The following is a 23,784-nucleotide window of genomic DNA, read 5'->3' on the forward strand; positions in this document are numbered from 1 at the left end:
CACTCAACCCCAATCCGATGGTTACTCTCCAATCTGTCAGACAGATTTCCGGCGCACTGCTTTTATTATCCGGTTCGCTGCTTTTTGCCTCCTCCTGTAAATCAGAACAAAAAAATGAAGGTTCTCAGACTGAGACCAAATCCCGGCCGGTCGTGATCGGGTATGTGGGCGGCTTCCACGGGCTGCTCGATACTGAGAATATACAAGCCAATAAGCTGACGCATATCAATTACGCATTTGTAGATGTAAAAGACGGTAAAGCATTCTTGACAAATGAAAAAACCGATTCTACCAATTTCCGCAAGCTCAATTTACTCAAGGAAAAAAATCCTGACCTCCAAATCCTGATCTCGATCGGCGGCTGGGCGTGGAGTGAGAATTTTTCAGACGCAGTGCTCACGGCAGAAGCCCGGAAAAAATTCGCAGCCAGCTCGGTGGATATTATCAGAAAATACAAACTCGACGGTGTGGATATTGACTGGGAATACCCTGCAATTCCGGGTGAAGAAGGAAACGTTTACAGGCCAGAGGACAAACAAAATTATACATTGATGTTCGAAGCGATCCGCAAAGAACTGGATGTTTTAGAAAAAGAATCAGGAAAAGATAAGCTCCTCACTACCGCAACCGCCGGCTTCGTTCCGTTTTTGAATACAACAGAAATGGGCAAAGCTGCTGAATATCTGGACTTTGTAAACTTAATGACCTACGATCTTTTTCAGGGAGATACCGTGGTGCATCACGCAAGTTTGTACCAGAGCGACAAATACAAAGCTGCACATTCGGTTGATAAGGCTGTAAAAGCATTCCACGCGGCGGGCGTACCGATGAATAAACTGGTGGTTGGTCTGCCGTTTTACAGCCGGATGTTTACGGTCGCGAAACTGGAAAATGGTTTGGGACAAAAACAGACCAATCAGGAGTATTACAAGGGTTATACTTATGTAAAAGATAGTCTGGTAGATCAAAAAGGCTTCAAAGCAATGCGTGACGATGTCGCGAAGGTACCTTATCTGCTCAATGCAAAAACGGGCCAGATACTGAGCTATGAAGACGAGCAATCGATTCGGGACAAATGTCAATATGTACTCGACAACAAGTTGGCCGGCGTTATGTTCTGGGAATACGATTCTGACCCGAAAAATTACCTGCTAAACGAGATCGATAAGGTTTTGAAGTAGCTCTTTGGAGGTCAAGGCGGCAGGGCGGTTAGAATAGCGGCAACTCTTTGATCTCGTGGTAACCTTCCTCTAATTCCCCATTCCTGAAAAGGTTCACATATTCGTGGGCCTTTCGGGTTGGTTCGGGAAGTCGGTGTTTATTAAGGCACTTCAATGTGATATTCATACTATCCTCAAAGCTCATATTGTGCCCCGGCGAAATGAACACCGGCTTTACTTTTTCTTTACTTCTGAGTGCAAAACCGATCTGCTCCCCTTTGTCTATCACCGGCGTATACGCGCCCCGACTTTCGCCCGGTTCCTGGTAAATGCCAGCAAGCTTTTTCTTCGCACAGCCCATTGTGACAGTATCTGTTAAAACCCCAAAGTGGGAAGCAATACCCATTCTCCGGGCGTGCAGAAAGCCGTTTCCATCAAACATCACAACATCGGGTTTATCAGGAATTTGTTCGTAAGCCTGCAACAGCGCCGGAATTTCGCGGAATGCAAGATACCCCGGCACATAGGGAAAAGCCGTGGTGCTTTTGATGAGTGAATAGGCAACGGGCTGCAAATCCGGATAGCTGAGGATAATCATCCCTGCATAAACAGTATCACTGCCGAGTGACAATGAAATATCCGCACCTGCAATCGTCCTGATCTGCTTTTCCAACGGATCAAGGTTCAAAAATCCGCGCAGCTTTTTTTGAATTCCCGTCGCCTCCGTAATGGAAAGCTGGTCGTAGTTCGACTGCGGCGTAGGGACAATCTGATTCAAAGAAGCTGGCATGATATTCGTTGTTTACCTGATTAAATATCTTCAATTAAAAAATCAGACCATCCTCATGGAACAAAGTACGGTGAAGCGCAAATGGGCAAATTGGAAATTCATTGTTTTTATTATCATCCTTCTTGCTGTTTTTGTCAAGTTTTTCGTCCTGGATGAACACGATGAAAATGCCACAGTGACCGTAGCGCTGGACCTGGGACAGGTTGCGTTCAGAAATGAGCAGGAGGTAGAAGCGATACTCGGGCCGGGCAAGCTCGACAGCTATTTCAGCGACGCAAAAGCCGGGTGTGAGAAATGCCCAAAACGCATTTACCGGGAAGGTAAGATCGAGATCATTTTTATCAATGAGATTGCAGACCGCATTGTTCTGAAAGATCTGTCGGACTACGAGTTTGAAAATCGCGTGATCCTGGGATTGCTTAATCTGAAAGAAAACATTGAACCCAAACTGGATGAAGACGAGATCAAGCGCTGGGATAATTATGAAAAATACACCCAAATAGCCGCTTTTTCAGCGAAAGGAGATCTTGATTATATTCTGATCAAATGCAAAACTGAGTAACTCAATCAGTCAGTACAAGTAGTAACATTCGCCAGTATTGAATAAGCTATTCGCTAGCTTCCCTTTTTTTGGGCCCGGTTTAAATTACAGCAAGGGGAGAGCCATTTTTGGGCGATTGTCTGCCCGCCCGTTTTGCCAGGTAAATATTGCTCAGCAGCAGCAGCAAAAACCCAGCTCCGAACAGGAGGTAAGAAAACTGCATCAGCACGTGGGACCAGCTGAGCTCTTTCAGAAAAAACTCCTTATATAACAGCAATCCAACGCTGCCCATATAACCCATACTTTCGCAGATATAAACGAAATACCCGGCATTTGCGCGGATGCGGTACAGTGCGATCATTCGGTCGAAAAGTACCGTTTGGAGCAGGGTATAGTTGAGCAGCAAGCCCATTCCCAGGAAAAGCATCCAGGAAAAGCCGCTGATCAGTTTTTGTTCAAATAAGAAAGTCGCGCCGCCGATCAGCAGGATTCCCGACAGCAAAATAAAATTTGTGATCCTAAAACCCTTCCGGTTATCTGTGACGAATGCGAGCGAGCCGATAATGATCAGCACGATAAAGCCGGTGATCATTTCGGTTTGGGTCAATACGCTGCTTACCCAGTGCGCATCGATTTCATTCCAGATCTCAATCATAAAATTGTCCCTGAAATCGCGCATTACGACGATCGTCCCGTAAAAAATAACGAGGCAGAATACCGGAAAGCCGAATTGTTTCATCACCTCCTTTTTATCAGCCTGCGTCATCGGCGGCCTTTCTGCGCGTAACCTGATATCTTCCTTGGTGGGCGCAGGAATGAAGGTTAACATCCAGACAAACAGCAGAAAGAAAGGAAGAAATATTCCGCCCATCAGTGCCGGCATCCAGAATTCGGATATTGCAGGAAATGAAAGGTGGATTTCAAGATAGGTAGTTTTTAAAATACCGGAGGCGACTATCACGCTGATATTAAGCCCGATAGATAGCATTTCCGTAAACCGCCGACCTTCGAGAAAACTAAAAATAACGCCCCAAACCATCCCCAGCGGGAGTCCGTTCAAGAAAAGGAAAAGGAAATTGTAAGGATGTGGTACCAGACCAAAACCCAGCAGCGCCAGCTCGGCTATTACGACAAGACTGATCACAAATGCGATCCGGGTACCTGGTTTTAACTCTGAAATAACCCGGATCCCCATGAATTTTGAGAGCGTATAACCGGCGACCTGCGCAATGATCAGAACCGCTTTATAGCTGATATCGCCCAACTGCAAGCCTTCATATAAACCTGCGCTAAACGGCTTCCTGAATGCGTACATGCAGAAATAAGCTCCAAAAGAGGCGATAATAGCCCACAGAATAAACAATGCATTTGAGCGGGCAAGTAATTCTTTCAGTCGCATATTCCCTCATTTTTGTCAGACTGCGCCCGACGCGGTTTTCAATGCATTTTCAAGTATTGCCAAAGCTTCTTTCAATTGCCCGCGCGTGATAATGAGCGGTGGCGAAAGCTGGATCACATTTCCCTGGGAGACCTTGAAACTCAGTCCGTTTTTCAGACATTCGTACATCACGATCTCTGCCTGCTTCACTGCTTTTTCCTTAGTTTCACGGTTGGTAACCAATTCAATTCCCCACAATAACCCTATCCCGCGCACATCGCCGATCAACGGAAACTTTGCTTTAAGTCCATTCAATTCTTCCCGCACAAATTCCTCGTCCTGCATTACTTTTTCAAGGATCTGGTTCTGCTCCATGTATTCAAACATCGCGAGCGCAGCTACGGAGCCGAGCGGACTTTTTTCGTGCGTAAAATGGCCCAGGGAAATGTTTTGAGCGATATTGTAACTGTCTCTCGCCACGATCGCCGCCATTGGCATGATACCGCCGCCGAGTCCTTTTCCGAGGCAAACAATATCCGGCTCCAAGTCATAATGCTCAAATGCGAACATTTTGCCCGTACGCCCGAATGCGATCGGGATCTCGTCGAGGATGAGCAAAACGTTGTGTTTCGTGCAAATGTGCCGCACCTTTTGCCAGTATTCCTGCGACGGGATCTGTACGTCGGTATTCCGGATTGTTTCGATCAGAAATGCACCAATATCACCTTCTTTTTCAATCACATATTCCAGATAATCCGCATAAGGCAGGTCGCCGTTTCCGGCTGCTGAAAAAGGCCCGCGGTAGGTCATAGGTGGCGGAATTCGCTCAACACCGGGCATTAACGGTCCCATATCTTTCCTGAAATCCAGTTCTCCGCCAGCCGAGATCGCATCCAGTGAAGCGCCGTGGAATGAGTCCCAAAGCGAAATAACCTTGTGCTTCCCCGTCACAACTCGCGCCAGCTTCAATGCCATACTGATCGCCGAAGTGCCGCCCGGCGCAAAGAGCACGCGGTTCAGGTCGCCCGGCATCAGACTACCCAGCTTTTTGGCCAGCTCAATAGCGGGCACATTGGTATACCTTCTTGGGGAAAAAGGCAGAATATCCAGCTGCTCTTTCAGTTTTTCGACAATATAAGGATTGCGGTAACCTAGCTGATGCACATTGTTACCATGAAAATCCATGTAAGTTTTACCCTGAATATCAGTGAGATAAATACCGTCACAGGAAGCAAGCACATCCAGGCAGGGTGTTGACAGCGACTGGTGCAGAAAGTGCGTTTCATCTTCGTGAAGATAGGAAACCGTTTCCGGGTCACTGATCAATGCATACCACTCGCGCCGGGCGGACGATAGGTTAATATCTCCTTCTGTTCGGTTGTGCGCTTCTGCCATTTTGTGAGCTGTCAGGAAGTGTTTTTTGATTTTCCTTATTTAATAAAAAGCTTGTCCGCAGGTATCAGCTGCTTGGTCAGCCCGGGACCTTTGTAAAATGCATCGAGCCAAAACCCGCCTCCATTATTATAGTATTCGACCCTAATCGGGTGTTTGCCTGCCTTCAATTCCACAGAACCGGATTCCTCTTTCACGCCGTGGTTCCCATCATTGTCCACCACTTCTTTTCCATTGATAAACAGCTTGCTGCCATCGTCAGACTGGGTGTAGAAGGTATATTTGCCCGGTTTGTCAATTTGTATAAAACCCTCGAATCGCAATGCAAAACTCTCATTACCAGCTTTCAATAACTTACTGATCCGCTCCTTTTCCATATTGAATTCGGGCGAGGTCCAGCTGGTTTCTTTTTGTGTTTTGGTAAAATCAGGCAGTTTCTTCAATTCTTTTCCTGTGAAAAAAGTGGCTGTCAGTCCATTGCCGCTACCCGAATTCAATACCCTGAAATAAGCAGTGGCGCGCTGGCTCGGATTTCCTTTTTCATCAAAGCTCCTCGCCTTGACTACGGTCGTTTTGTCGACTGTAAATTCCTTTTCGTAAACCGGAGAAGACTGATCAGGCTCGGTCCCATCGGTGGTGTAACGCGTCACGCCATTATTCGCCTTGGTTTCTATTTTCACCGAAGGTTTTTTATCAATATAAAGTCCGCCGGCTTGTGCGTAGAGATTTCTGTCCGGGAAAATGACTGGTATTTGAACTGCTTTTTCGCCCAGCCAGAGATTCTCAGGCTCATTCAAACCTTCGAAGGCAGGCTTTACCGGCCGCCCGATCCAGGCATAAGGCTGCTCGATTCCGAGTGCAAATGCGATCGTGGAAGCCAGGTCGTATGTATAAACCTGCTGTGCGATTTCGTATCCTTTTTTTACACTCTTCCCATAAAAAACACCTGCTATCTCAGCTTCCTGAGGCGTGGCACCGCCGTGTCCGTAACCAATGCCGCCATGATCTGCCCAGAGGATCACGAGCGTCTTATCCATGATCCCCGCGTCTTCAATTCCCTTCAATATCTGCCCTACCAGCGAATCAGCCTTGGAAACAGATTGATAATACTCGGCCGAACCATGCCCGCCGTGGTGCCCCGCGTGATCTACGTGGTCCAGATGAATGAAACCGAGTGCCGGTTTTTTAGTTTTAATATATTGGATAAAATCGGCAGCAGTGGAATCTTCCGTGGAGAATCGTTTGTCGTAATTGACTGCATTCTTTTGATATAACCTCCCGAATCCATCCCAGTGATAAACCACACCAATTTCCGCATCGGGCCGCGCCTTGTGCAGCACACTGAAAATCGTTGGAAAGCGACCGTCGGCTTCGTTCACAATTGCGGGCAAAGTGTGATCGTCCATTTCCCAGTCGTTGTTAATGATGCCGTGTTGTTCCGGCCCGGCGCCCATGATCATCGATGCCCAGTTCTGGCTGCTCGCCGAGGTAAGTACCGTGCGCACATTCCATTTCACACTTCCGCCCGCGATCATTTTCTGGATAAATGGCGTTTTAGCTTTTTTAATACCTTCAGGACTGAGTCCGTCGACACCGATCACGATCACATGTTCGATCCCGGCGGGACCTTCTTTTGATGTTTGAAAGGAAGTCAATGCAATTGAGCAGATGGTAAGAGCGACCAAAACCCGGATTGGATTCATAGGAAAGGATTTAGGAATAGTAAATGCTATATTTAGTCAATAGGTGCGTAGGTACCTCCTATCACTTCGTCGCACAAACCGAAAGAAAGTGTCATTCCATTGCCGCCGAGCCCGTTTATAATAGTAACTCCGCTTTCGGGCCTGATCACGATCTCAGTTTTTCCATTTGTCAGTTTGGGATAGATCCCGTGCCAGGTCTGAAATACTTTTGGCGACTTGAACCGCGCGAAAGTGGCGAGGTAATCGAGGATCATGGTATTGATAAATTCCCTGTCGAAAGGATCGAACGTGAGTGCATATTCGTGCGAATCGCCCACTGTGATCTCTCCCAGACCATTTTGCGACGCCATGACGTGAATACCCCATTTCAAATGTTCGGCATATTCACTTTCGTAACGCGCTTTCAATCCGGGCAGCGAGGCGGCGGCTTTGAAACCGTGGTAATGGATCAGCGACAACCCGCCGCACAAGGCCGGTCCGATCCGCCAGTTTTCAGGCTGGGCTTCCAGTCGCAGCATTTGCAGCTTGCATTTGGTAAGCGGCGCCGCGCTGAAATGTTCGGGATATAAAGTCTCAAAATCCTGCCCGCTGCAAACATATATCTCATCCGCCGACCAGCTTTTCGTTCCTGATACTGCTTGCGGAAAATTGATCTCCGAAATCGCCGTGTTCCAGATAAATGTAATGCCAAAAGTCGCTTCGAGGTAACCCGGTATTGCGGCGATCGCCTCTCTCGGATCCACGATCATTTCGTCTTCTGAATACAAAGAACCGAGCAGACCGTTTCCATTTACAGCCGGCGATTTTTCAAGCGTTTCGGCTGCATTCAGAAAACTGACAGGACGGTATCCGCTCACTTCCACGAATTGCTGTATTACTTCTTTTTCATCATTATGATACGCCATATGCAGGCTGCCCGCTTCCTGCGACCAGCATTTTGCGCCAGCCAGTACCTCTTTCCAGATGCTTTTGGCGTGCAATGCGCGTTCGTAAAGTTTTCCTTCCGGCTGCCCGATCGGCCACACCATTCCGAAATTACGGATCGAAGCGCCCACTGCTTTGGAAGACCTTTCGATCACTGTTACCTGATAGCCCCTCACAGCCAGTGCGCGGGCAGTAGCCAGCCCGACAATGCCCGCTCCGATTACAATCGCAGATTTGTTCATTTGAATAAAACTAACTGATTTACAACAGACTACACCAAACTGTGACTGGGAGAAACGATATTCACAACAGCTGCGATATCGTCGATAATATGAGTAGGATTATGTGGCTGCAATGCTTCCCGCGTGAATGCCCCCGTCGTAATCCCGATGACATATTTGCAGCCTGCATTGATTCCTTCATTGATATCTACCTCGGTATCACCCACTTTGGCGACATTCGCGGGAGAAGTGATTTGCAGTTCGGCGATCATTTTATTGATCATATCCGGGAACGGACGACCGTGCGGCACCTCGTCGCTGGCAACCAGCATATCTATTTTATCTGCCCAGCCCAGCCGCTCGACGATCACATTCGCTATATCTCTTGAAAAACCAGTATTGAGAGCGATTTTAATGCCCTCCGCGCGAAGCGTTTCGAATGTTTCTTCCACGTTTGGGAGCGGCGCTATTTCCTGGGTGGTGCTATAAAAATGGATCATTTCATCCACAAACCGCTTGTGAATGCTGCTCACCAATTCATCTGTTATTTTTGACTTTTCAGCTTCATGCGTTTCCAGCATCATCCTGATAGCCAGCGGCTTTTCGTAGCCCATTAAGGGATTAATGGTTTCAACAGCCACATCATAACCTTGCGATTGCATGGCAGTTTGAAAGGCAATACCGACGAAATTCCTGTCTTTAACCGTCGTTCCGGCCATATCAAAAACAACTAACTCTATCATTTTCAATTCTCAATAATTGGTGAAAAATCTGATTTAGGATGGGCAATAGTAAAGTAATACTTAACCCGTAAACTAAGCTCGCTAACACGAACTGATTTCACAAAACTAGAAGGAATGACGTAAAAACAAATTAAGCGAATGTTAATTTATATTTAACTTTCGAAGAAGTAAGTGCGGAGTGTAAAGAAAGACTACACAGGATCGTGGAAAAAGTAGATAACGAGCAGCAATACTTCGTCGCCGTCGATGCATTTGGGGTTATGCAATTCGTTCGCGTCGAAAAACATGGAATCGCCCTGATTGAGCACATACTTATTTTTTCCGACCGTGTATTCAACGGAGCCCTGCAACACGTATTTAAATTCGAATGCATTGGTCTTCACCATCGGCCGCTTGGCATCTTTTTCGAGCCGTAAAAGAACCACATCAATGTGATTATCCTTGAATTGCTTGCTGAATATCCGCTGGTAAAAAAAACCTTTCGCATTCTCTTTTGTAAATGGCTGGTAGTCCTCTTTTCTGCGGATCAGCACATTTTCGCCTGGTGTTTTGGAAATAATATCGTTGAAAAATACATTGAGATCGATGTCCAATGCTTTGATGAGCCCGAGCATGACGGGAAGCGAGGGAATGGTGCGGCTATTTTCAATTTGAGAAACCAGACTTTTGGTCACTCCGGCATCGTCGGCAATTTCCTGAAGAGTAACTCCTTTATTTTTCCTTACCTCCTTTAATTTATTGCTGATCTGCAAAAGAATGTCTTCCTGCATGCTACTCTAAGTAAAATGAAACTAACTTAATCTGCGTATAATGATACGACCTAAATTTTATTTACCACAAAAAAAATCTCTGTACCGAAAGCTATTTACAAGCGCAATAAGCCTTATTACGAAACTATTTTTCAAAGATATTTCGTTATATTCAGGACATTTTTGTTGCTTTTTATTCTAATTCCTTCTCACAAACTAAGATTATTGATATGTACGATGCAATTAAGGTAGCTTCTTATTTCGTGAATCTCGGCATTGTAGACGACGTGCCGCTCACGAACATGAAATTGCAGAAAGTGCTTTATCTGGCCAATGGAATGCATTTGGCGCTCACAGAAAAACCGCTGCTGGCCGATGATATTCAGGCTTGGAGATATGGGCCCGTTATTCCTTCGGTTTATAACACTTTCAAAGGCTGGGCCGACAAGCCAATTACCGCGCCGCAACCCTCGGGCGACCTCAATCTTGACGCCAATACGCAATCGATTTTACTGGATGTCTGGAATATTGCCAAAAGTGTAGACGGTATCAAGCTCGCGAACTGGACGCATTTACCGGGCTCGCCCTGGGACGTGGCTGCCAAACGGGCACTTAACACGCCGATCAACCCGGACCTGACCAAGCAGTATTTCAAAGAATCTTTCAATATCTCTACCCAGGAAGCCTAACCCGAAATTTGAGTAAAATTTTGCCATAAAGCCAGCCTGCACCACCGATGCCATCACCCAATATCGTCCAGAATGTAGCCGACGTGATCAACAGTCAGTCTGATATCCCAGATCAGATTACGACTGACAGTCAAGTCTTTGCAACGCGTGACCCAAGAAGTACCGCGGGCTACGCCGAGGAAAAAAACAAAGCTGAACTGGAAAGCTACCGGCAGGACACGCAGGAGCGGAAGAAATACGCCAAACTCATTTTCTGGATGGTCGCGCTGTGGCTGTTCGGGATATTTGTAATAATCTTGATGGTTGGCTTCAAAACGATCCAGTTCAAGCAATCCAACTTCAACCTTGATTTCACACTTTCGAACGAGGTTACCATTGCATTGATCACCACCACCACGATCAACGTAGCCGCATTCTTCCTGGCAGTCACCAAATATCTGTTCCCCAACCGCGGCCGCGGTAACGATTGATTTGCGAGTTTTGTATTAGCTTTTTGTTGGTGATAACACCAGTCAGAGCCCAGCGAAGCGAAGGCAAAAATCAATTACCCCGGACTTCAGTCCGGGGACGTGCAAAAAACGCTATATCCGCTTCAACGCCGGATCCCAAAACCCTTTCCAAACCTCAATCGCCTGCTCCACGGTCTCCGGCGGAGATTGCAGGTAAGCCTCCACTTTCGCCAAATTTTCCGACTTCGAATCTTTCACGGCATATTTCACCAGATTAACGAGCAAACTGTCAATTTTCGAAGTATCGGCGTGGGAATTTTTATCGTATTTCTTATACCATTCTTCATTCAAAAACACATATCCTGAATACCTGTACACATCCGAAAAGCCGAATGCGTCGATCACTACCGGCTCGGTTGGTTGTTCCTGATCCAGTTCTTTATCGCTGAAATTTTCTCGTCCATCGCCCAGAAGGCCGATAAACCTGTACGTTTTTACTGTCATTGATTTTTTTGAATTTTGTATATTTTTTGCTCCAATCGAAAATTATCATGCCGTAAACGCGGTACAATTGTTAGTTAACTTTGCAACTCAGTAACTTTTCCGCCGATGATACGCATTTCAACACTCCCACTTATCGAAAACCCCGAACAATTCAATGCAGCGAAACTCATTTTGCTGGTGGATGCATTGCTGGTCGGCGACGCGCCACGCAATATGCGGGAACATATTAAAAATAACTACGGCGGATTTATTTATGAGAAGAAAACTTACATTCCGATCACATTAACGGGTACGCCGGAGAGCCTGATCGCGAATGCGGGAAAGCCGATTCACTTTAAATTCGATCATGGATTTGAAAATCACTACCATTTCGATGGTAACCTCGGCGCGGCGATCTGGCACAAAAAGCTGTATGATATGTCAGCATCTATCGGAGCCGGATCGGTTTCATTTGAGCGGGAAGAGGCATTTATCATTGAGAGATACATTTCCGGCTATCGTCAATATATAGAACCGCAAGAGATTACCAGCCTACTGACGTTCCCGAAACAACCGGCTTCCATCGGGACCAGACCGATGCTCGGCTTGAAGCCTGTCCGTAAGTAACATGAAGTTAGCCAGCATTATCACCTTCAAATGTCCGCGCTGCCGTCAAGGAAATCTTTTTATAAAACGAAATCCTTATAGTTTGAAAGGTAGTCTGGATATGCCCGATCACTGCGCAGCCTGCGGCCAGGATTTCAAGATCGAACCTGGCTTTTATATTGGCGCGTTATGGACTAGCTTCCCGATCGTCATTTTCATCATGACGCTGCTTTCCATTTTGTTTTTAGGGTATTTCAAGATGGACATGAACTGGTTTTTCGTGGCACTGACAGTTATTCTATTCCTGCTGCAACCCATTATTATCAGACTAGGCAGGTCAATCTGGATCCATGTTTTTATCGGTTTTGACGAAGATGCGGAGATTAAGTAGGTTATTCTCCGCATTTTTGCGGAGAATAACGATTATATTCACCGCAAAGCACGGATTATGGCATTGTATATTCATCAGAAAACCGGTTGGCCGGAATTCACCTGGGAGGAATCGAGCATTTCACCAATCCTTGGGGAAGTCCGTTTTCTGCAGGGTACAGTTGCCGGAAGAATGCAATCACTTGGCTTTTTGACCCGAACACAAGCCACTCTCGAAACGCTTACAGAAGACATTCTTAAATCGACCGAGATCGAGGGGGAACATTTAGATTCTGACCAGGTGCGATCCTCCATTGCACGCCGGCTGGGATTGGAAATTGCGGGCCTGGTACCTTCCGACCGGAATGTGGAAGGTGTAGTGGAGATGACGCTGGACGCAACACAAAACTTTATTGAAGTACTGACCGCTGATCGGCTATTTGCCTGGCATTCGTCCCTATTTCCTTCGGGCAGAAGCGGCATGTTTACCATTGCAACCGGCAAATGGCGCGACAGCGGAAAAGGCCCGATGCAGGTAGTTTCGGGAGCAATTGGGCGCGAAACGGTGCATTTTGAGGCACCTGACGCAGCTCGCCTGGAAGAAGAAATGGATACTTTTCTAAACTGGTTTAATAGTAATCAGCTTATTGACCCTGTGCTTAAATCCGGAATTGCGCATTTATGGTTTATAACTATCCACCCCTTCGACGATGGGAACGGCAGGATTGCGAGGGCAATAGCGGATATGCAACTGGCACGTGCAGAAGGAAGTGCGCAACGCTATTATAGTATGTCTTCACAGATAAGGAAGCGACGAAATGAGTATTACGAGGTGCTTGAAAAGACTCAAAAAGATGACCTCGACATAACAGATTGGCTGAAATGGTACCTACAATGCTTGAAGGATTCGTTGATTAACACCCTCGAAATGTTAGGTGTGGTATTACAACGCGCAGCTTTTTGGGACAAAAATGCAGACGTGACTTTGAATGCGAGACAACAAATGATGATCAGGAAAATGCAGGATGATTTCTATGGAAAACTGACAACTTCGAAGTGGGCGAAAATTACAAAAACCTCACAGGACACCGCTGGGAGAGATATCCAGGATCTGATAAACAAAGGAATTCTGAATAAAGATGAAGCTGGCGGAAGAAGCTCAAACTACATTTTGATCTGGTAACACCCGCTGTCAAACAACCTCTTCCCGATACCCGATCACATTTTTGACCATACCTTCAAACACAAAAAAGTGGAAAGGCAGCACAGAGTACCAATATAACCTGCCTAATAGCCCCTTCGGCCGAAATGTGGCGGTTTGCATCAGATAGTTTTTGGAGTCTTTGCTCACTATTTTGAATTCCAACCAGGCCTCACCAGGCAATTTCATTTCCGCATAAAGCAGCAATCTTTTGTTGGGCTTATCCGCCGCCAGTACCCGCCAGAAGTCGAGGGTATCTCCGCTATAAATGGAATGTGCATTGGTTCTGCCGCGGCGCAAACCCACTCCGCCGACCATTTTATCCATAAATCCGCGCAGCTTCCACATCCAGTTTCCATAGTACCACCCACGCCGGCCACCGATCGACCAGATATTTTCAACAACCTGATCCACATCTTCTGTGATTTCTTTCTGGCGCCTGTCTGTAAAGCAGCCTGCTTTCGGGATGCGGATATGTTCGATCATGTAGGTGTTCGAATAACTCGAAACAAATGAATCCGTCCAGCTGGAAACTACATTGTTCTGTTCGATCTTTTGAAAAGCCAGCGAAACGGCATCCTTATACGATATTGGTTTAATGCCAAGCATAAGTTCCAGCTCGTTATTCTCCGGAACAACGTCTACTTTCATGCTATTGACCAGATTGGCGGCCAGTTTGAAAGAGGTCGAAGTGACAAAGTAGAGCCAGTACGAAGACAGCTTGGGCGTCATCACCGGCAATGTTAAAATGTAGCGTTTCAATCCGCGTACTTCTGCAAATTGCAACAGCATTTGCCTGTAAGTCAGCACTTCCGGGCCACCGACGTCGAAAGAACGGCCAAATGTTTTTTCATTTAACAAAACACCGGAAAGGAATTCCAGGATATTACGGATAGCAATAGGTTTACTCTTGGTAGTAAGCCATTTAGGAGTGACCATCACGGGCAGTTTTTCAACCAGGTCCCGGATTATTTCAAAAGACGCGCTGCCCGATCCTACAATAATTCCCGCCTTTACGGCCGTGAGTGGAATAGCACTGCCACCGAGAATTTCCTCCACTTTTTTTCGGGAAGATAAATGTTTAGAAAGCTCCTTACTATTGGTGATCCCGCCCAGATAAATGATCTGCTTAATGCCTGAATCAGTGATGAGATTCATAAAATTCCTGGCCGAAACTGCTTCCATTTTCTCAAAATCCCCTGAATCAGCACTCATGGAGTGAATGAGATAATAGGCAGCGTCGATCCCAGCCGGTAGCTTTTCAGCCACTTTATCATTCAGAAAATCAACTTCGTAGAGAGAAATGCCGGGCTGCGCGTAGATGCCGCCCGTGGGAAACCGGTTCTTATCGCGGACACAACATACTACTTCGTGCCCATTTTCAAGCAATACAGGGAGCAGCCGTTTTCCAATGTAACCCGTCGCGCCGGTAAGGAGAATTTTCATACAAAAACAACATCGAAAACCGTGCCCTTGTCGCTATTCAAGAATCCCAAGCGCGAGCTCGATATGTGCAAAATGATGCTTAACGTGCCAGGCCGACATTGCCAATGCATTTTTCTGACTGATCCAGATTTGACGGACAGGATGAAAATACGCGATGTCCAATTGCTCGGGAGTAAGGTTTTTGGCGAGGTACACATACCGGTTTCCAATACTTTCAAAAGCAGCCAGCGAATCTTTGACAGGGTAAAAATTAGCTTCCGGCGTTTTGACCCAACCGTCCATATTGATCAATGTAACCTCTTTATAATCCGGTTCGGTCAAGGCTTTTTTCATTCTGAAAAAGTGTACCAAATGAATATCTGCCACGTGGTGAATAAGCTGCTGAACAGTCCAGCTGCCTTCCCGGTAAGTCTTAGTGAGATCCTCCTCTGAAAAGCTTGCAGCCAGCTCGCGATAGGCCGAAGGAGCGGATTCAATAGTAGCAATCAACTCGGTCAACTCTTCTCCAGTGTAGCTTTCCTGAGGAGCAAACGGACCAATCGGATATTTCCTGTCTGTCATTTTTTAATAGATTTTTAAAGAAATTAACCTTTTGAAAGCGCATTACTTGATCAAAAACCCAAGTTCAAATGTCAGAAGACTAAACTTATCTGTCTTGTATCTGGCGAGTTCACCTTTGATCCTGTTCGTAAATCCGGCTTCATAACGCACATTGAACAGCAACCTGTTGACCTTGTAAGAAAGCTCGACCGGAACCATCGGTACTACTGCCTTATAGTAGCGATTCACTACAAATCCCGGATCAATTTCCGCGCCCAGATACATGCCCGGTGTTCTTGAAAACGAAATAACAGTTGCCTGTGCACTGATCCCCGCTCCTATTGAAAAGGATTCAACGGGAAAATAATGGATCATAGCTGCCAAGCCAAGTCCATAATCGGAAGAACCGGATTGAAAATATCCGATGGAAGAGGCGACGTAATCTCTCATCATCAGTTCCTCTTCCCAGTAAGTATGTTTGGAAAAATTAGTTTGTGCCTTGAAGCTGAAATCTTTGCTCAGCGGCTTCAGCATTGCGGCACCGAACCCGACGCCGCCAAGCAGTATTTTGGGAGAAGTTTTTTTATCGTAACCCACGATTGGGTAAATACCTTTTGACCGGTTGCCGACTGGCATGTAAAAATTACCATTGGCGGTCGCGTACCATGTTGTCGATTTGGTTTGAGAAAGAGAATCAAACCCGGATGTCAGGAACAAAGCACAAATAACTGCGGATACCCACTTCATACTTTATAAAATTTTTCGATCAATATAGTACCCCCAATTTCCACTACAACCTGATAAGTACCTCTATCCTGCCCTTCCAGATCGAATTTGATACCGTCTGTCGGGATGCCCGCATCCACTTTCAGCTCGGCGATCTGCTTTGCATTCGGGTCGAAAATACGGATAATGCAGGCTTGCCGCTGGTCGTTTTTCAGGTATACCGAGATTTGGACCGTAGCAGGATTGGGGTAAGCTACCAGCAAAAGATCGGTATCAACTTCGGGTTTCTTACAGCCTGCAAAGGCGAATACTACCAGCAAAATCAGCAGCAGCCTTTTCATACTTTTTTGTTTTTAACTGCCACAAATACAGCGCCTGCGATCAATCCTAATAATAACAGTGAGCTGACCAGATCGATTTTATGACCTACATCTACTGAAACAGGCTCAAACCTAAACTTGATCGTGTGCTTCCCAGCGGGTACCCGCAATGCGCGCAGCACATAATTGGCCCGCAGCAAGTCCGCGGGTTTATCGTCGATCGTCACTTTCCATTCGTCGCGCACATTGTAATATATCTCTGAGAAAACTGCCAGCCCCTCACCTTTTGCATTGCTTTCGTAAATCAGCTCATTCGGTTTATAGCTGATCAGACTAATTGCCGCCGCAGAATCCGGCTGGATGTTCAGACCTTGCAGTTTAGATGCGAATTTCTGATCGAGTACTGCCTCTGTGCGTGGTTTCAGCGAATCGAGTGCGGCCATTTCTGCATCGGCATTGGGGACGATTTTATAACTGTTCACAAACCACGCGTGCCCAAGCGCTTCCGGATTGGTCTGTGCAACTTTATTTCCCTGCTGGTCTGCGCTGATAAAATACTTGGTATTCAACATATTAACCATGCCGAAATTCGGCCTTTCCGTCGCAATCTGCCGCTCGAAAAGCTCCTGGTACCGCCGCAGTTTCGCACCATGATAGCCGCCCAGCGACTTATGGAAATTAGAAGCCTCGGCGCTGTTGAATGCGCCCTGACGGGCCGTGAGATCATATACTTTATAGTTAGGATCGGGATCTCGCAATATTTGTTCGTCAGCTGGCGAAGGTGCAATATTTCCCTGCGCCACGTAATTCGACACAAAATCCTCATTGTTGAGATACCTTTTATCCACACCAAAAAGATCAAAGATCATCAATGTAAATAAGGTTACATAAAGGACGACCGGCTTCACTTTTTCAATCATCCACAACCAGATCAGGCCTGCCGCGAGCAACACGAATACCAAACTTCTGAATGCATCGCTTTTCATCAAACCTACCCTATCCTGCACGATCGAATTAATCAGCTGTTGCGCAAACGCTTTATCCTGGGTTTGCTGCGCAAACTGCTCGTAGGTCATCGAATCGCCGGCGGCCTGGAAGCTGAAAAACAGCGTAGGCATAACCGCCATGATCAGCATTAGTCCGCCTGTGATACCGAGGGATATTAAGAATGGTTTTTGAAATTCTTTCCAGGTGATTTTTCGCTGTATAATGGTGATCAGTGCAAGAATTCCCAGCATAACCATCAGCAGCTGCGCCAGCGACACGGCCATCGTCATCGCACGGAACTTATTGAACATCGGAAAATAATCAAAGAACAGGTAGTTGACCGCGGCAAAGCTTTTTCCCAAAGCCCAGACAATATACAGCAACACAACGCTCACGACCCACGATTTAAGCGGACTTTTAACAATAAAAATACCCAGTACAAAAAGGAAGAAAACGATCGCTCCCACATAGTTGGGCCCGCCCATAATAGGCTGTTCTCCCCAGTAGAGCGGCATTTGCTGGATAATACTTTGCGCATTGCCCGGATCTACTCTGGTAGTAAGCGTTCTGTAAGTTTCAGAATTTGTAGAAAGCGGCCCGTAACCGGCGCCTCCGTAGGCATTCGGGATAACAAGTGTGAGCAGCTCACCGAAGCCGTAACTGTATGCAAATGCATAGGTTTTGTCCAGCCCGCTGCCTTTTTCGGGACTCTTGGAAGGGTCTTTGCTAGTCAGTTCCGACTTCCCGCGAATCGTTTCCTTAGTGTAATCATACGCATTCCATAGTCTGGTAGTGTGCGTTCCCACTGCCAGAACCGCCGCCAGTGCGAGCCCGCCAAGAATAGGGACCAGCTCTTTTACCGCGCCTCTTTTCATAAAAGAAACACTTTCAATAATTACCAGAATCACTATTCCGATGCCCAGATAATAGGTAATCTGCACGTGATTGGCATATAATTCCAGGGATAGAAAAAGTGCGGTCAATGCCGCGCCTGCCAGCCAGTTTTTCCGGAATGCGACTATAACACCCGCAATCACGCCCGGTGCGTACATAATGGCGATTACCTGCGAAATGTGACCGGCTTCGAGGTTGATCACATTGAAAGTCGAGAACGCAAAGGCAACCCCGCCTAGTGCAGCCAGCCAGCCGCCGGCACCGAGCACGAGAAAGAGTACATACGCACTCACCATGCCGATCAGCAGGTAATTGGCCGGAGCAGGCAGGATCTTGTTCACACCCTGGCCTATTTTCGTTGAAATACTGGTAGGATAATCCGTCGCGACGAGGTAGGCGGGCATTCCGGCGAACATCCCATTCGTCCAAGACGACCATTCTTTTGTTTGCTTATGATAATCGAGCACTTCTCTTGCAGCTGCCTTGGCCTGAATATCATCTCCGGCAACCATTTTCTTGCCTTGCAAAACGGGAGAAACGTACATGATCGACAGCAGGATGAAGCCAATGACAGCAATCAGGTGGGGCCAGCTTTTTTGCCAGGAAATCAGATTTTTCATTTCGATAATAAGTAAGCCGGGGCTTGGTTTTGGAATTTGCAGAGCGAATTTCACCGCACCATCAAAAATATCACTTTTCAAACAGTGACGTTTCAGAAGGCAGGCTGAAAGTGAATATTATATTTCTATTAACAGGCGCAAATATATAAGTATTGATATATGTTTAGGGTGCAAAACGAGAATCTTGTTCCGGCAAAATTTTAACAGAATTAAGAATTTGGTTATATATTTTAAGGAAATACCGGATAAATTTGCGGAAATTGTGCCTTTTATGGTTGAAAAGACACGACACATTTAAAAGAATAGAAGTAACCCGACATTAAATGAAAAGAATTGGAGTATTTACCTCAGGAGGAGATGCACCTGGTATGAACGCCTGTATCAGGGCAGTTGTCCGCGGCGCTGTCTACCATGGGATTGAAGTCTTTGGAATCAGAAAAGGATATAACGGAATGATTGCCGGTGATTTGTATAAAATGGAATCACACTCGGTAAGCAATATAGTTCAGCGGGGAGGTACTATCCTCAAGTCGGCAAGAAGTAAAGAATTTATGACACCGGAAGGACGCAAAAAAGCGTACGAGAACTTGCAGGCGCATGGGATCGAAGGTCTGGTGGCGATTGGCGGAAACGGTACTTTCACCGGCGCCATGATTTTTGGAAATGAATACGGAATCCCGACAGTTGGTGCACCCGGAACGATCGATAATGACCTTTACGGAACAGATTACACGATCGGATTCGATACTGCCGTGAACACTGCGCTTGACGCGATCGACCGGATCCGTGATACCGCCAGCTCGCACGACCGTATATTCTTTATTGAAGTAATGGGCCGCGACTCGGGCTATATCGCAGTACAATCAGGTATTGCCGGCGGCGCTGAACTGGTGATGGTGCCGGAAGTGCTAACCCCGATCTCAGAAGTGGTTGAAACTTTGAAACAGGGATGGAGCCGCTCGAAATCATCTTCCATTATTGTAGTTGCCGAAGGTGACGAAGAGGGAAGTGCACAGGAAGTAGCCGAGAAGATCAAGGCGCAGGTAGATGAAAATGCGGATATCCGTGTAACTACATTGGGACATACCCAGCGCGGAGGCCAGCCTTCTGCGTACGACCGTATCCTAGCAAGCCGCCTCGGGCTGGGTGCAGTGGAAGGTCTGATCGCCGGACAGAAAAATGTAATGGCGGGTATTGTCAACAACGACCTTGTTTATACCCCGTTTGAAGACACAATCCGTCTTCCAAAGCCTATTAATGAGGATTTATTGAGAATGGTGAAGATCCTGAGCGTTTAAAACGCACTGGATTTTCAGCTGTACCCGGCGATCTTATACACAATGTAGCCGACCAGTTCATGCCATAATATACTAAAATCGGCAAAAGCATTTGCGTCGGGGATTACGAGGGTATTGAAACTGATATCGTTGTAACCTCCGTGGTAATCAGCGGGAAAGATATCTACCTTGATCCCTGCTTTTTCAAAACAGCCCCGCGCCCTGCGCATGTGGAAGGCCGATGTGATCAGCATATATCTGCCGGATGGAAATTTTTGTTTGAGGATAGCAGCCGAGTACTTCGCATTTTCGCGCGTATTCCTGGCTTTCTCCTCAAACATGATATCCGAAGCAGGAACTCCCCACTGGACCATCAGCGCCGCAGCCTCACGTGTTTCGCCTTTTCGCAGCTTCATCTGATATTCCAGGCTAGCGCCGGTGATCAATATTTTCTTGATCTTTCCCGCCTTGTACAGCCTGAAAGTCTGCAAAACGCGGTCACCGTTGTCGCCGATTGAAACCAGATCCGAATAGGGTTTGCTGCCCGCGATCAGTCCGCCGGAAAGCAGCACACCGACGTCGTAAGTACCTTGAATCTGCTGCATGGAAGTCACTTTCGGCTCCCATGCGTTGAGTGCTTTGATGACCAGATAACTATTGGATGTAAGGTAAAGTGAAATAAGGGCCAGCCCGATCGCCCACTTTTTCCGCTTGTTGTTTTTAGCAAAAAATCCGTAAACCAGGAATAACAGGATAATGCTCAGCGGCATTACCAGGAAGTCTATTGCTTTTGACAGAAAAAAAAACATTTGAATAAGAACCTGGTAGAAGTTGTCGTTTTGAAACTAATTTTGTTGCAGCCGTGATTTGAAATAATCAAAATAAACACTGATAAGCAAACTTCCATCTGATGAGCGCGTCTTTCCGAACTTACTTCCTGTCCCTGTTTTTAGTCTCAATACTATCTTTAAATGCATTCGGGCAAGGGTATCGGCTTGAAGCGACGATCAAAGGCGTGAAGGATTCGTCCTTTATTATCGGGCATTACAACCGCGCTCCAAACCAGTTTGTACCAAAAGACACAGCCAAAGCCGACGCGAATGGTAAGATCGTTTTTGAAGGTCCGCAAAATCTTCCCGGCGGCTTGTACGTGATCCTGTTCCCGGGCAACAAACGACTGATCGAAGTGATCTATTCGGGGAAAGAGACCAGTTTTGCGATAGAAACGGACACGGTCGATATGATCGGGAACATGAAAATTACCGGCTCAAAGGAAAATGAGCTTTTTTATAACTACCAGAAAGAACTGAAAAAAGGCGCGAAGGAAATTGAAGCTTTGGGTAAAACCGGCACTCCCGAGTCCAAGGTTAAGATCCGCGAGATACAGGAAAGTTTTACAGCCTACCGTCAGAAAGTGCTGACTGACAATCCAGAAGCTTTTACTTCGCAATTGCTGAAAATGTCAATCGACCCCGATGTACCAACGGCGCCAAAATTAGCGAACGGTAAGCCCGACTCGATCTGGGTATTCAACTACTACAAATCACATTACTGGGATGCATTCGACTTTGCGGACGCAAGGATTGTCAATACGCCATTCCTGGAACCGCGCCTCGATCGTTACTTCAAAAACCTCGTCGTACAAACCCCCGATTCACTGATCCGCGACGCCGATCTGATGATCAAAAAAGCCTCCGCAAACAAGGACGCGAAAGCCTGGGTGGTTTTTTACATTGCGAATCAATATGAAAATCCTAAAACAGTAGGTACTGAGGCTGTTTGGGTGCATTTGGCCGAAAAATATTACCTCTCCGGCGACATGGGTATTTCCGAAGATTCCAAGAAACGTATAGCCGAGAAGGTGAATACATTGAAAGTGCTGTTGGTTGGGAAAACTTTCCCTGCATTAAGCCTTACCGACCCAGCCGGAAAGAAAGTCAGCGTGCAGGCGATCCAGGCAAATTATACCGTTTTGTTCTTTTACGCACCCACTTGCGGCCACTGCAAGGAAGCTTCCCCGAAATTGAAGGATTTTTACGACAAGAATAAAGCAAACGGAATTAAGGTAGTGGCGGTTTCCACCGAGCACGACCTGGCCGAGTGGAAATCGTTTATCAAAACTTACCACCTGGAAGAGCTTACGAACGGATTCGACGCGTTGAAAACCATAGATTTTAATCGCAAATTCGATGTGGTGACTACTCCGATGATTTATATTCTGGATAAAAACAAAAAGATCATCGCCCGCAAAATGCCTGTGGAGCAGCTGGAAGATTTTATGAATTACTACCAGAATAAAATGGCCAGAAAACTGTAAAGTTTACAGGAAAGCCACACAGATCGGCGACTTAACAGCAATGCTTTCATACTTGAATGTAAACTTGCCTGTCGCCAGGTCAATATCGTAAACGACCAGATTATCAGTCGATTGATTGGCGACGATCATGATCTTACCTGAGGGATCTATATTGAAATCCCGGGGTGTCGCGATTGATTTTGTCTGCTGATCGACCATTTCCAGATCCCCATTTGCCTTGATCGCAAATCCCGTAATCGAGTTATGCCCGCGGTTGGAAACGTAAACGAACTTTCCATTCGGGTGCAAATGAATAGCTGCGCTGGTATTAGCGCCGGAGAAATCGGCTGGGATAGTCGGATAAGTTTTGCCAGCGGTAATCACTCCATTTTTGTCAATTGTGCATGCAGTAAGTGACGCTTCCAGTTCATTCAAAAGGAAAAGTGACTTACCGGAAGGATGAATGATGAGGTGCCTTGGACCAGCGCCTGGCTTGCCTGGGAAAAATGGCTGCGCAGGGTTTGGGATTAACTTATTAGCCTTACTGTCAACTGCATAATTCATCACTTTGTCACTTCCCAGGTCCGTCACATATACAAACTTTCCGTCCGGACTTGCTGTGGCGAAATGCGCGTGTGCTTTTTCCTGACGCTTCTCATTCGGCCCTGTGCCGGTATATTGTTCGGTATAAATGGGCGCGCTAAGCTTCCCATCAGCGGTTGCCGGATAGGCAGAAAAGCTGCCGCCCGTGTAGTTGGCGGCCAGTACCATTTTGCCAGAAGGATGCACCGCCACGTGACACGGGTTCGCGCCTTCCGACGACTGACTGTTCAAATAAGTAAGCTTTTTGTCGCCTCCTATCGCGTAAGCGTCGATTTTATTATTTCCGCCAGCGGCATAAAGAAATTTCTTATTCGGTGAAATAGCCACATACCCCGGCCCGACAGAGTTATTAAATGTGTCAATAAAGGTAATCTGGCCCGTCGACAAATTGAGCTCACACAGTGTGATCGATGAATTAGCGCCTCTATCCTGCGTACCAATATAAAAAGGGATCGTCTTGTCCTGAAATGAAACCAGCATCAGCGAAGCCGTGGCCAATAGGAACGGAAGGATCAGTTTTTTCATCATTGTGGATTTAAATGAATCGTCAATGCAGCCAAAAGCGAACACAAACCCTTTTTTAATGTGTTTGTGTTAATATAAAGTTGTAATGCACAGCCAAAATTGTGTAACCCTGCCGGGGCCGGCGAAGTTACCTTTGTGAAAGAAATTACAAG

Annotated in this window: 24 protein-coding genes; 9 read left to right on the forward strand and 15 right to left on the reverse strand. The window is 46.5% G+C overall.

Features of this window, described 5'->3' with window-relative positions:
• The first annotated feature begins 17 nt into the window (after positions 1 to 17).
• Positions 18 to 1,181 (forward strand): glycoside hydrolase family 18 protein, encoded by a 1,164-nt coding sequence (locus LZG94_RS15880; RefSeq protein WP_233792825.1) that lies wholly within the window; start codon positions 18 to 20, stop codon positions 1,179 to 1,181.
• Between the two features lie 28 nt (positions 1,182 to 1,209).
• Here LZG94_RS15880 and nfi read toward each other — a convergent pair whose 3' ends face one another.
• The gene (gene nfi, locus LZG94_RS15885; RefSeq protein ID WP_233792826.1) at positions 1,210 to 1,950 is read right to left on the reverse strand and encodes a deoxyribonuclease V; all 741 of its coding nucleotides are present in this window, start codon (positions 1,948 to 1,950) and stop codon (positions 1,210 to 1,212) included.
• Positions 1,951 to 2,005: 55 nt separating this feature from the next.
• On the opposite strand from nfi, the gene LZG94_RS15890 reads away from it, so the two are divergent.
• Positions 2,006 to 2,512, forward strand: coding sequence for a hypothetical protein (locus LZG94_RS15890; protein WP_233792827.1), 507 nt, complete (start codon positions 2,006 to 2,008; stop codon positions 2,510 to 2,512).
• A gap of 79 nt (positions 2,513 to 2,591) precedes the next feature.
• On the opposite strand, the gene LZG94_RS15895 is transcribed toward LZG94_RS15890, so the two are convergent.
• The 6 genes from LZG94_RS15895 to LZG94_RS15920 form a co-directional block, all read right to left on the reverse strand.
• Positions 2,592 to 3,890, reverse strand: coding sequence for a DUF5690 family protein (locus tag LZG94_RS15895; protein ID WP_233792828.1), 1,299 nt, complete (start codon positions 3,888 to 3,890; stop codon positions 2,592 to 2,594).
• 15 nt (positions 3,891 to 3,905) lie between these two features.
• The gene (locus LZG94_RS15900; RefSeq protein WP_233792829.1) at positions 3,906 to 5,264 is read right to left on the reverse strand and encodes an aspartate aminotransferase family protein; all 1,359 of its coding nucleotides are present in this window, start codon (positions 5,262 to 5,264) and stop codon (positions 3,906 to 3,908) included.
• Positions 5,265 to 5,299: 35 nt separating this feature from the next.
• Positions 5,300 to 6,964 (reverse strand): alkaline phosphatase family protein, encoded by a 1,665-nt coding sequence (locus LZG94_RS15905; protein WP_233792830.1) that lies wholly within the window; start codon positions 6,962 to 6,964, stop codon positions 5,300 to 5,302.
• 32 nt (positions 6,965 to 6,996) lie between these two features.
• The gene (locus LZG94_RS15910) at positions 6,997 to 8,130 is read right to left on the reverse strand and encodes a TIGR03364 family FAD-dependent oxidoreductase (protein WP_233792831.1); all 1,134 of its coding nucleotides are present in this window, start codon (positions 8,128 to 8,130) and stop codon (positions 6,997 to 6,999) included.
• Between the two features lie 29 nt (positions 8,131 to 8,159).
• Entirely contained in the window at positions 8,160 to 8,852 is a 693-nt protein-coding gene (locus LZG94_RS15915; protein ID WP_233792832.1) for an HAD-IA family hydrolase, read from the reverse strand.
• A 191-nt stretch (positions 8,853 to 9,043) separates the two neighbouring features.
• Positions 9,044 to 9,622 carry a helix-turn-helix domain-containing protein gene (locus tag LZG94_RS15920; protein ID WP_215234466.1) on the reverse strand — a complete coding sequence of 193 codons (579 nt, stop codon included), beginning with the start codon at positions 9,620 to 9,622 and terminating at the stop codon, positions 9,044 to 9,046.
• 209 nt (positions 9,623 to 9,831) lie between these two features.
• Between LZG94_RS15920 and LZG94_RS15925 the strand changes: the two genes are divergently transcribed.
• The gene (locus LZG94_RS15925; protein ID WP_215234465.1) at positions 9,832 to 10,290 is read left to right on the forward strand and encodes a Panacea domain-containing protein; all 459 of its coding nucleotides are present in this window, start codon (positions 9,832 to 9,834) and stop codon (positions 10,288 to 10,290) included.
• 47 nt (positions 10,291 to 10,337) lie between these two features.
• A complete protein-coding gene (locus LZG94_RS15930) occupies positions 10,338 to 10,760 on the forward strand; it encodes a hypothetical protein (RefSeq protein WP_215234464.1) in 423 nt (140 codons plus the stop codon).
• Positions 10,761 to 10,871: 111 nt separating this feature from the next.
• On the opposite strand, the gene LZG94_RS15935 is transcribed toward LZG94_RS15930, so the two are convergent.
• Positions 10,872 to 11,243: a hypothetical protein gene (locus LZG94_RS15935; RefSeq protein WP_215234463.1), complete on the reverse strand. Its 372-nt coding sequence runs from the start codon at positions 11,241 to 11,243 to the stop codon at positions 10,872 to 10,874.
• A gap of 105 nt (positions 11,244 to 11,348) precedes the next feature.
• On the opposite strand from LZG94_RS15935, the gene LZG94_RS15940 reads away from it, so the two are divergent.
• The 3 genes from LZG94_RS15940 (at position 11,349) to LZG94_RS15950 (ending at position 13,380) form a co-directional block, all read left to right on the forward strand.
• Complete coding sequence (locus LZG94_RS15940) at positions 11,349 to 11,849, forward strand: hypothetical protein (RefSeq protein ID WP_233792833.1); 501 nt, start codon at positions 11,349 to 11,351, stop codon at positions 11,847 to 11,849.
• An 82-nt stretch (positions 11,850 to 11,931) separates the two neighbouring features.
• Positions 11,932 to 12,219: a DUF983 domain-containing protein gene (locus LZG94_RS15945; protein ID WP_233792834.1), complete on the forward strand. Its 288-nt coding sequence runs from the start codon at positions 11,932 to 11,934 to the stop codon at positions 12,217 to 12,219.
• Between the two features lie 57 nt (positions 12,220 to 12,276).
• Entirely contained in the window at positions 12,277 to 13,380 is a 1,104-nt protein-coding gene (locus LZG94_RS15950) for a Fic family protein (protein WP_233792835.1), read from the forward strand.
• Positions 13,381 to 13,389: 9 nt separating this feature from the next.
• On the opposite strand, the gene LZG94_RS15955 is transcribed toward LZG94_RS15950, so the two are convergent.
• Genes LZG94_RS15955 through LZG94_RS15975 form a run of 5 tightly spaced genes read right to left on the reverse strand, consistent with a single transcriptional unit; the run spans position 13,390 to position 18,931 of the window.
• The gene (locus LZG94_RS15955) at positions 13,390 to 14,844 is read right to left on the reverse strand and encodes an SDR family oxidoreductase (protein ID WP_233792836.1); all 1,455 of its coding nucleotides are present in this window, start codon (positions 14,842 to 14,844) and stop codon (positions 13,390 to 13,392) included.
• 33 nt (positions 14,845 to 14,877) lie between these two features.
• Positions 14,878 to 15,405, reverse strand: coding sequence for a DinB family protein (locus LZG94_RS15960; RefSeq protein ID WP_233792837.1), 528 nt, complete (start codon positions 15,403 to 15,405; stop codon positions 14,878 to 14,880).
• A 42-nt stretch (positions 15,406 to 15,447) separates the two neighbouring features.
• Positions 15,448 to 16,131, reverse strand: coding sequence for a hypothetical protein (locus LZG94_RS15965; protein ID WP_233792838.1), 684 nt, complete (start codon positions 16,129 to 16,131; stop codon positions 15,448 to 15,450).
• The gene (locus tag LZG94_RS15970; RefSeq protein ID WP_233792839.1) at positions 16,128 to 16,451 is read right to left on the reverse strand and encodes a T9SS type A sorting domain-containing protein; all 324 of its coding nucleotides are present in this window, start codon (positions 16,449 to 16,451) and stop codon (positions 16,128 to 16,130) included. Before LZG94_RS15970 ends, LZG94_RS15965 begins: the two co-directional genes overlap by 4 nt.
• Positions 16,448 to 18,931, reverse strand: a complete 2,484-nt coding sequence (locus LZG94_RS15975; protein ID WP_233792840.1) for a YfhO family protein — start codon at positions 18,929 to 18,931, stop codon at positions 16,448 to 16,450. Before LZG94_RS15975 ends, LZG94_RS15970 begins: the two co-directional genes overlap by 4 nt.
• A gap of 323 nt (positions 18,932 to 19,254) precedes the next feature.
• On the opposite strand from LZG94_RS15975, the gene pfkA reads away from it, so the two are divergent.
• Complete coding sequence (gene pfkA, locus LZG94_RS15980; protein ID WP_215234453.1) at positions 19,255 to 20,229, forward strand: 6-phosphofructokinase; 975 nt, start codon at positions 19,255 to 19,257, stop codon at positions 20,227 to 20,229.
• A gap of 14 nt (positions 20,230 to 20,243) precedes the next feature.
• Here the strand turns inward: pfkA and LZG94_RS15985 are convergent, their stop codons facing one another.
• On the reverse strand, positions 20,244 to 21,017 hold the full coding sequence (locus LZG94_RS15985) for a YdcF family protein (protein ID WP_215234452.1): 774 nt from the start codon (positions 21,015 to 21,017) through the stop codon (positions 20,244 to 20,246).
• Positions 21,018 to 21,118: 101 nt separating this feature from the next.
• Here LZG94_RS15985 and LZG94_RS15990 point away from each other — a divergent pair, with 101 nt between their 5' ends.
• Positions 21,119 to 22,525 (forward strand): TlpA family protein disulfide reductase, encoded by a 1,407-nt coding sequence (locus LZG94_RS15990; RefSeq protein ID WP_233792841.1) that lies wholly within the window; start codon positions 21,119 to 21,121, stop codon positions 22,523 to 22,525.
• Positions 22,526 to 22,528: 3 nt separating this feature from the next.
• Here LZG94_RS15990 and LZG94_RS15995 read toward each other — a convergent pair whose 3' ends face one another.
• Complete coding sequence (locus tag LZG94_RS15995; RefSeq protein ID WP_233792842.1) at positions 22,529 to 23,635, reverse strand: lactonase family protein; 1,107 nt, start codon at positions 23,633 to 23,635, stop codon at positions 22,529 to 22,531.
• Positions 23,636 to 23,784: the final 149 nt, after the last annotated feature.

The organism is Dyadobacter sp. CY343 (assembly GCF_021390335.1).
Taxonomy (GTDB): Bacteria; Bacteroidota; Bacteroidia; order Cytophagales; family Spirosomataceae; genus Dyadobacter.

What these genes read in the sequence shown, in the direction of transcription:
- LZG94_RS15880 (WP_233792825.1), top strand. Translation starts at nt 18, where the DNA reads ATGGTTACTCTCCAATCTGTCAGACAGATTTCCGGCGCACTGCTTTTA.
- nfi (WP_233792826.1), bottom strand. Translation starts at nt 1,950, where the DNA reads ATGCCAGCTTCTTTGAATCAGATTGTCCCTACGCCGCAGTCGAACTAC.
- LZG94_RS15890 (WP_233792827.1), top strand. Translation starts at nt 2,006, where the DNA reads ATGGAACAAAGTACGGTGAAGCGCAAATGGGCAAATTGGAAATTCATT.
- LZG94_RS15895 (WP_233792828.1), bottom strand. Translation starts at nt 3,890, where the DNA reads ATGCGACTGAAAGAATTACTTGCCCGCTCAAATGCATTGTTTATTCTG.
- LZG94_RS15900 (WP_233792829.1), bottom strand. Translation starts at nt 5,264, where the DNA reads ATGGCAGAAGCGCACAACCGAACAGAAGGAGATATTAACCTATCGTCC.
- LZG94_RS15905 (WP_233792830.1), bottom strand. Translation starts at nt 6,964, where the DNA reads ATGAATCCAATCCGGGTTTTGGTCGCTCTTACCATCTGCTCAATTGCA.
- LZG94_RS15910 (WP_233792831.1), bottom strand. Translation starts at nt 8,130, where the DNA reads ATGAACAAATCTGCGATTGTAATCGGAGCGGGCATTGTCGGGCTGGCT.
- LZG94_RS15915 (WP_233792832.1), bottom strand. Translation starts at nt 8,852, where the DNA reads ATGATAGAGTTAGTTGTTTTTGATATGGCCGGAACGACGGTTAAAGAC.
- LZG94_RS15920 (WP_215234466.1), bottom strand. Translation starts at nt 9,622, where the DNA reads ATGCAGGAAGACATTCTTTTGCAGATCAGCAATAAATTAAAGGAGGTA.
- LZG94_RS15925 (WP_215234465.1), top strand. Translation starts at nt 9,832, where the DNA reads ATGTACGATGCAATTAAGGTAGCTTCTTATTTCGTGAATCTCGGCATT.
- LZG94_RS15930 (WP_215234464.1), top strand. Translation starts at nt 10,338, where the DNA reads ATGCCATCACCCAATATCGTCCAGAATGTAGCCGACGTGATCAACAGT.
- LZG94_RS15935 (WP_215234463.1), bottom strand. Translation starts at nt 11,243, where the DNA reads ATGACAGTAAAAACGTACAGGTTTATCGGCCTTCTGGGCGATGGACGA.
- LZG94_RS15940 (WP_233792833.1), top strand. Translation starts at nt 11,349, where the DNA reads ATGATACGCATTTCAACACTCCCACTTATCGAAAACCCCGAACAATTC.
- LZG94_RS15950 (WP_233792835.1), top strand. Translation starts at nt 12,277, where the DNA reads ATGGCATTGTATATTCATCAGAAAACCGGTTGGCCGGAATTCACCTGG.
- LZG94_RS15955 (WP_233792836.1), bottom strand. Translation starts at nt 14,844, where the DNA reads ATGAAAATTCTCCTTACCGGCGCGACGGGTTACATTGGAAAACGGCTG.
- LZG94_RS15960 (WP_233792837.1), bottom strand. Translation starts at nt 15,405, where the DNA reads ATGACAGACAGGAAATATCCGATTGGTCCGTTTGCTCCTCAGGAAAGC.
- LZG94_RS15965 (WP_233792838.1), bottom strand. Translation starts at nt 16,131, where the DNA reads ATGAAGTGGGTATCCGCAGTTATTTGTGCTTTGTTCCTGACATCCGGG.
- LZG94_RS15970 (WP_233792839.1), bottom strand. Translation starts at nt 16,451, where the DNA reads ATGAAAAGGCTGCTGCTGATTTTGCTGGTAGTATTCGCCTTTGCAGGC.
- LZG94_RS15975 (WP_233792840.1), bottom strand. Translation starts at nt 18,931, where the DNA reads ATGAAAAATCTGATTTCCTGGCAAAAAAGCTGGCCCCACCTGATTGCT.
- pfkA (WP_215234453.1), top strand. Translation starts at nt 19,255, where the DNA reads ATGAAAAGAATTGGAGTATTTACCTCAGGAGGAGATGCACCTGGTATG.
- LZG94_RS15985 (WP_215234452.1), bottom strand. Translation starts at nt 21,017, where the DNA reads ATGTTTTTTTTTCTGTCAAAAGCAATAGACTTCCTGGTAATGCCGCTG.
- LZG94_RS15990 (WP_233792841.1), top strand. Translation starts at nt 21,119, where the DNA reads ATGAGCGCGTCTTTCCGAACTTACTTCCTGTCCCTGTTTTTAGTCTCA.
- LZG94_RS15995 (WP_233792842.1), bottom strand. Translation starts at nt 23,635, where the DNA reads ATGATGAAAAAACTGATCCTTCCGTTCCTATTGGCCACGGCTTCGCTG.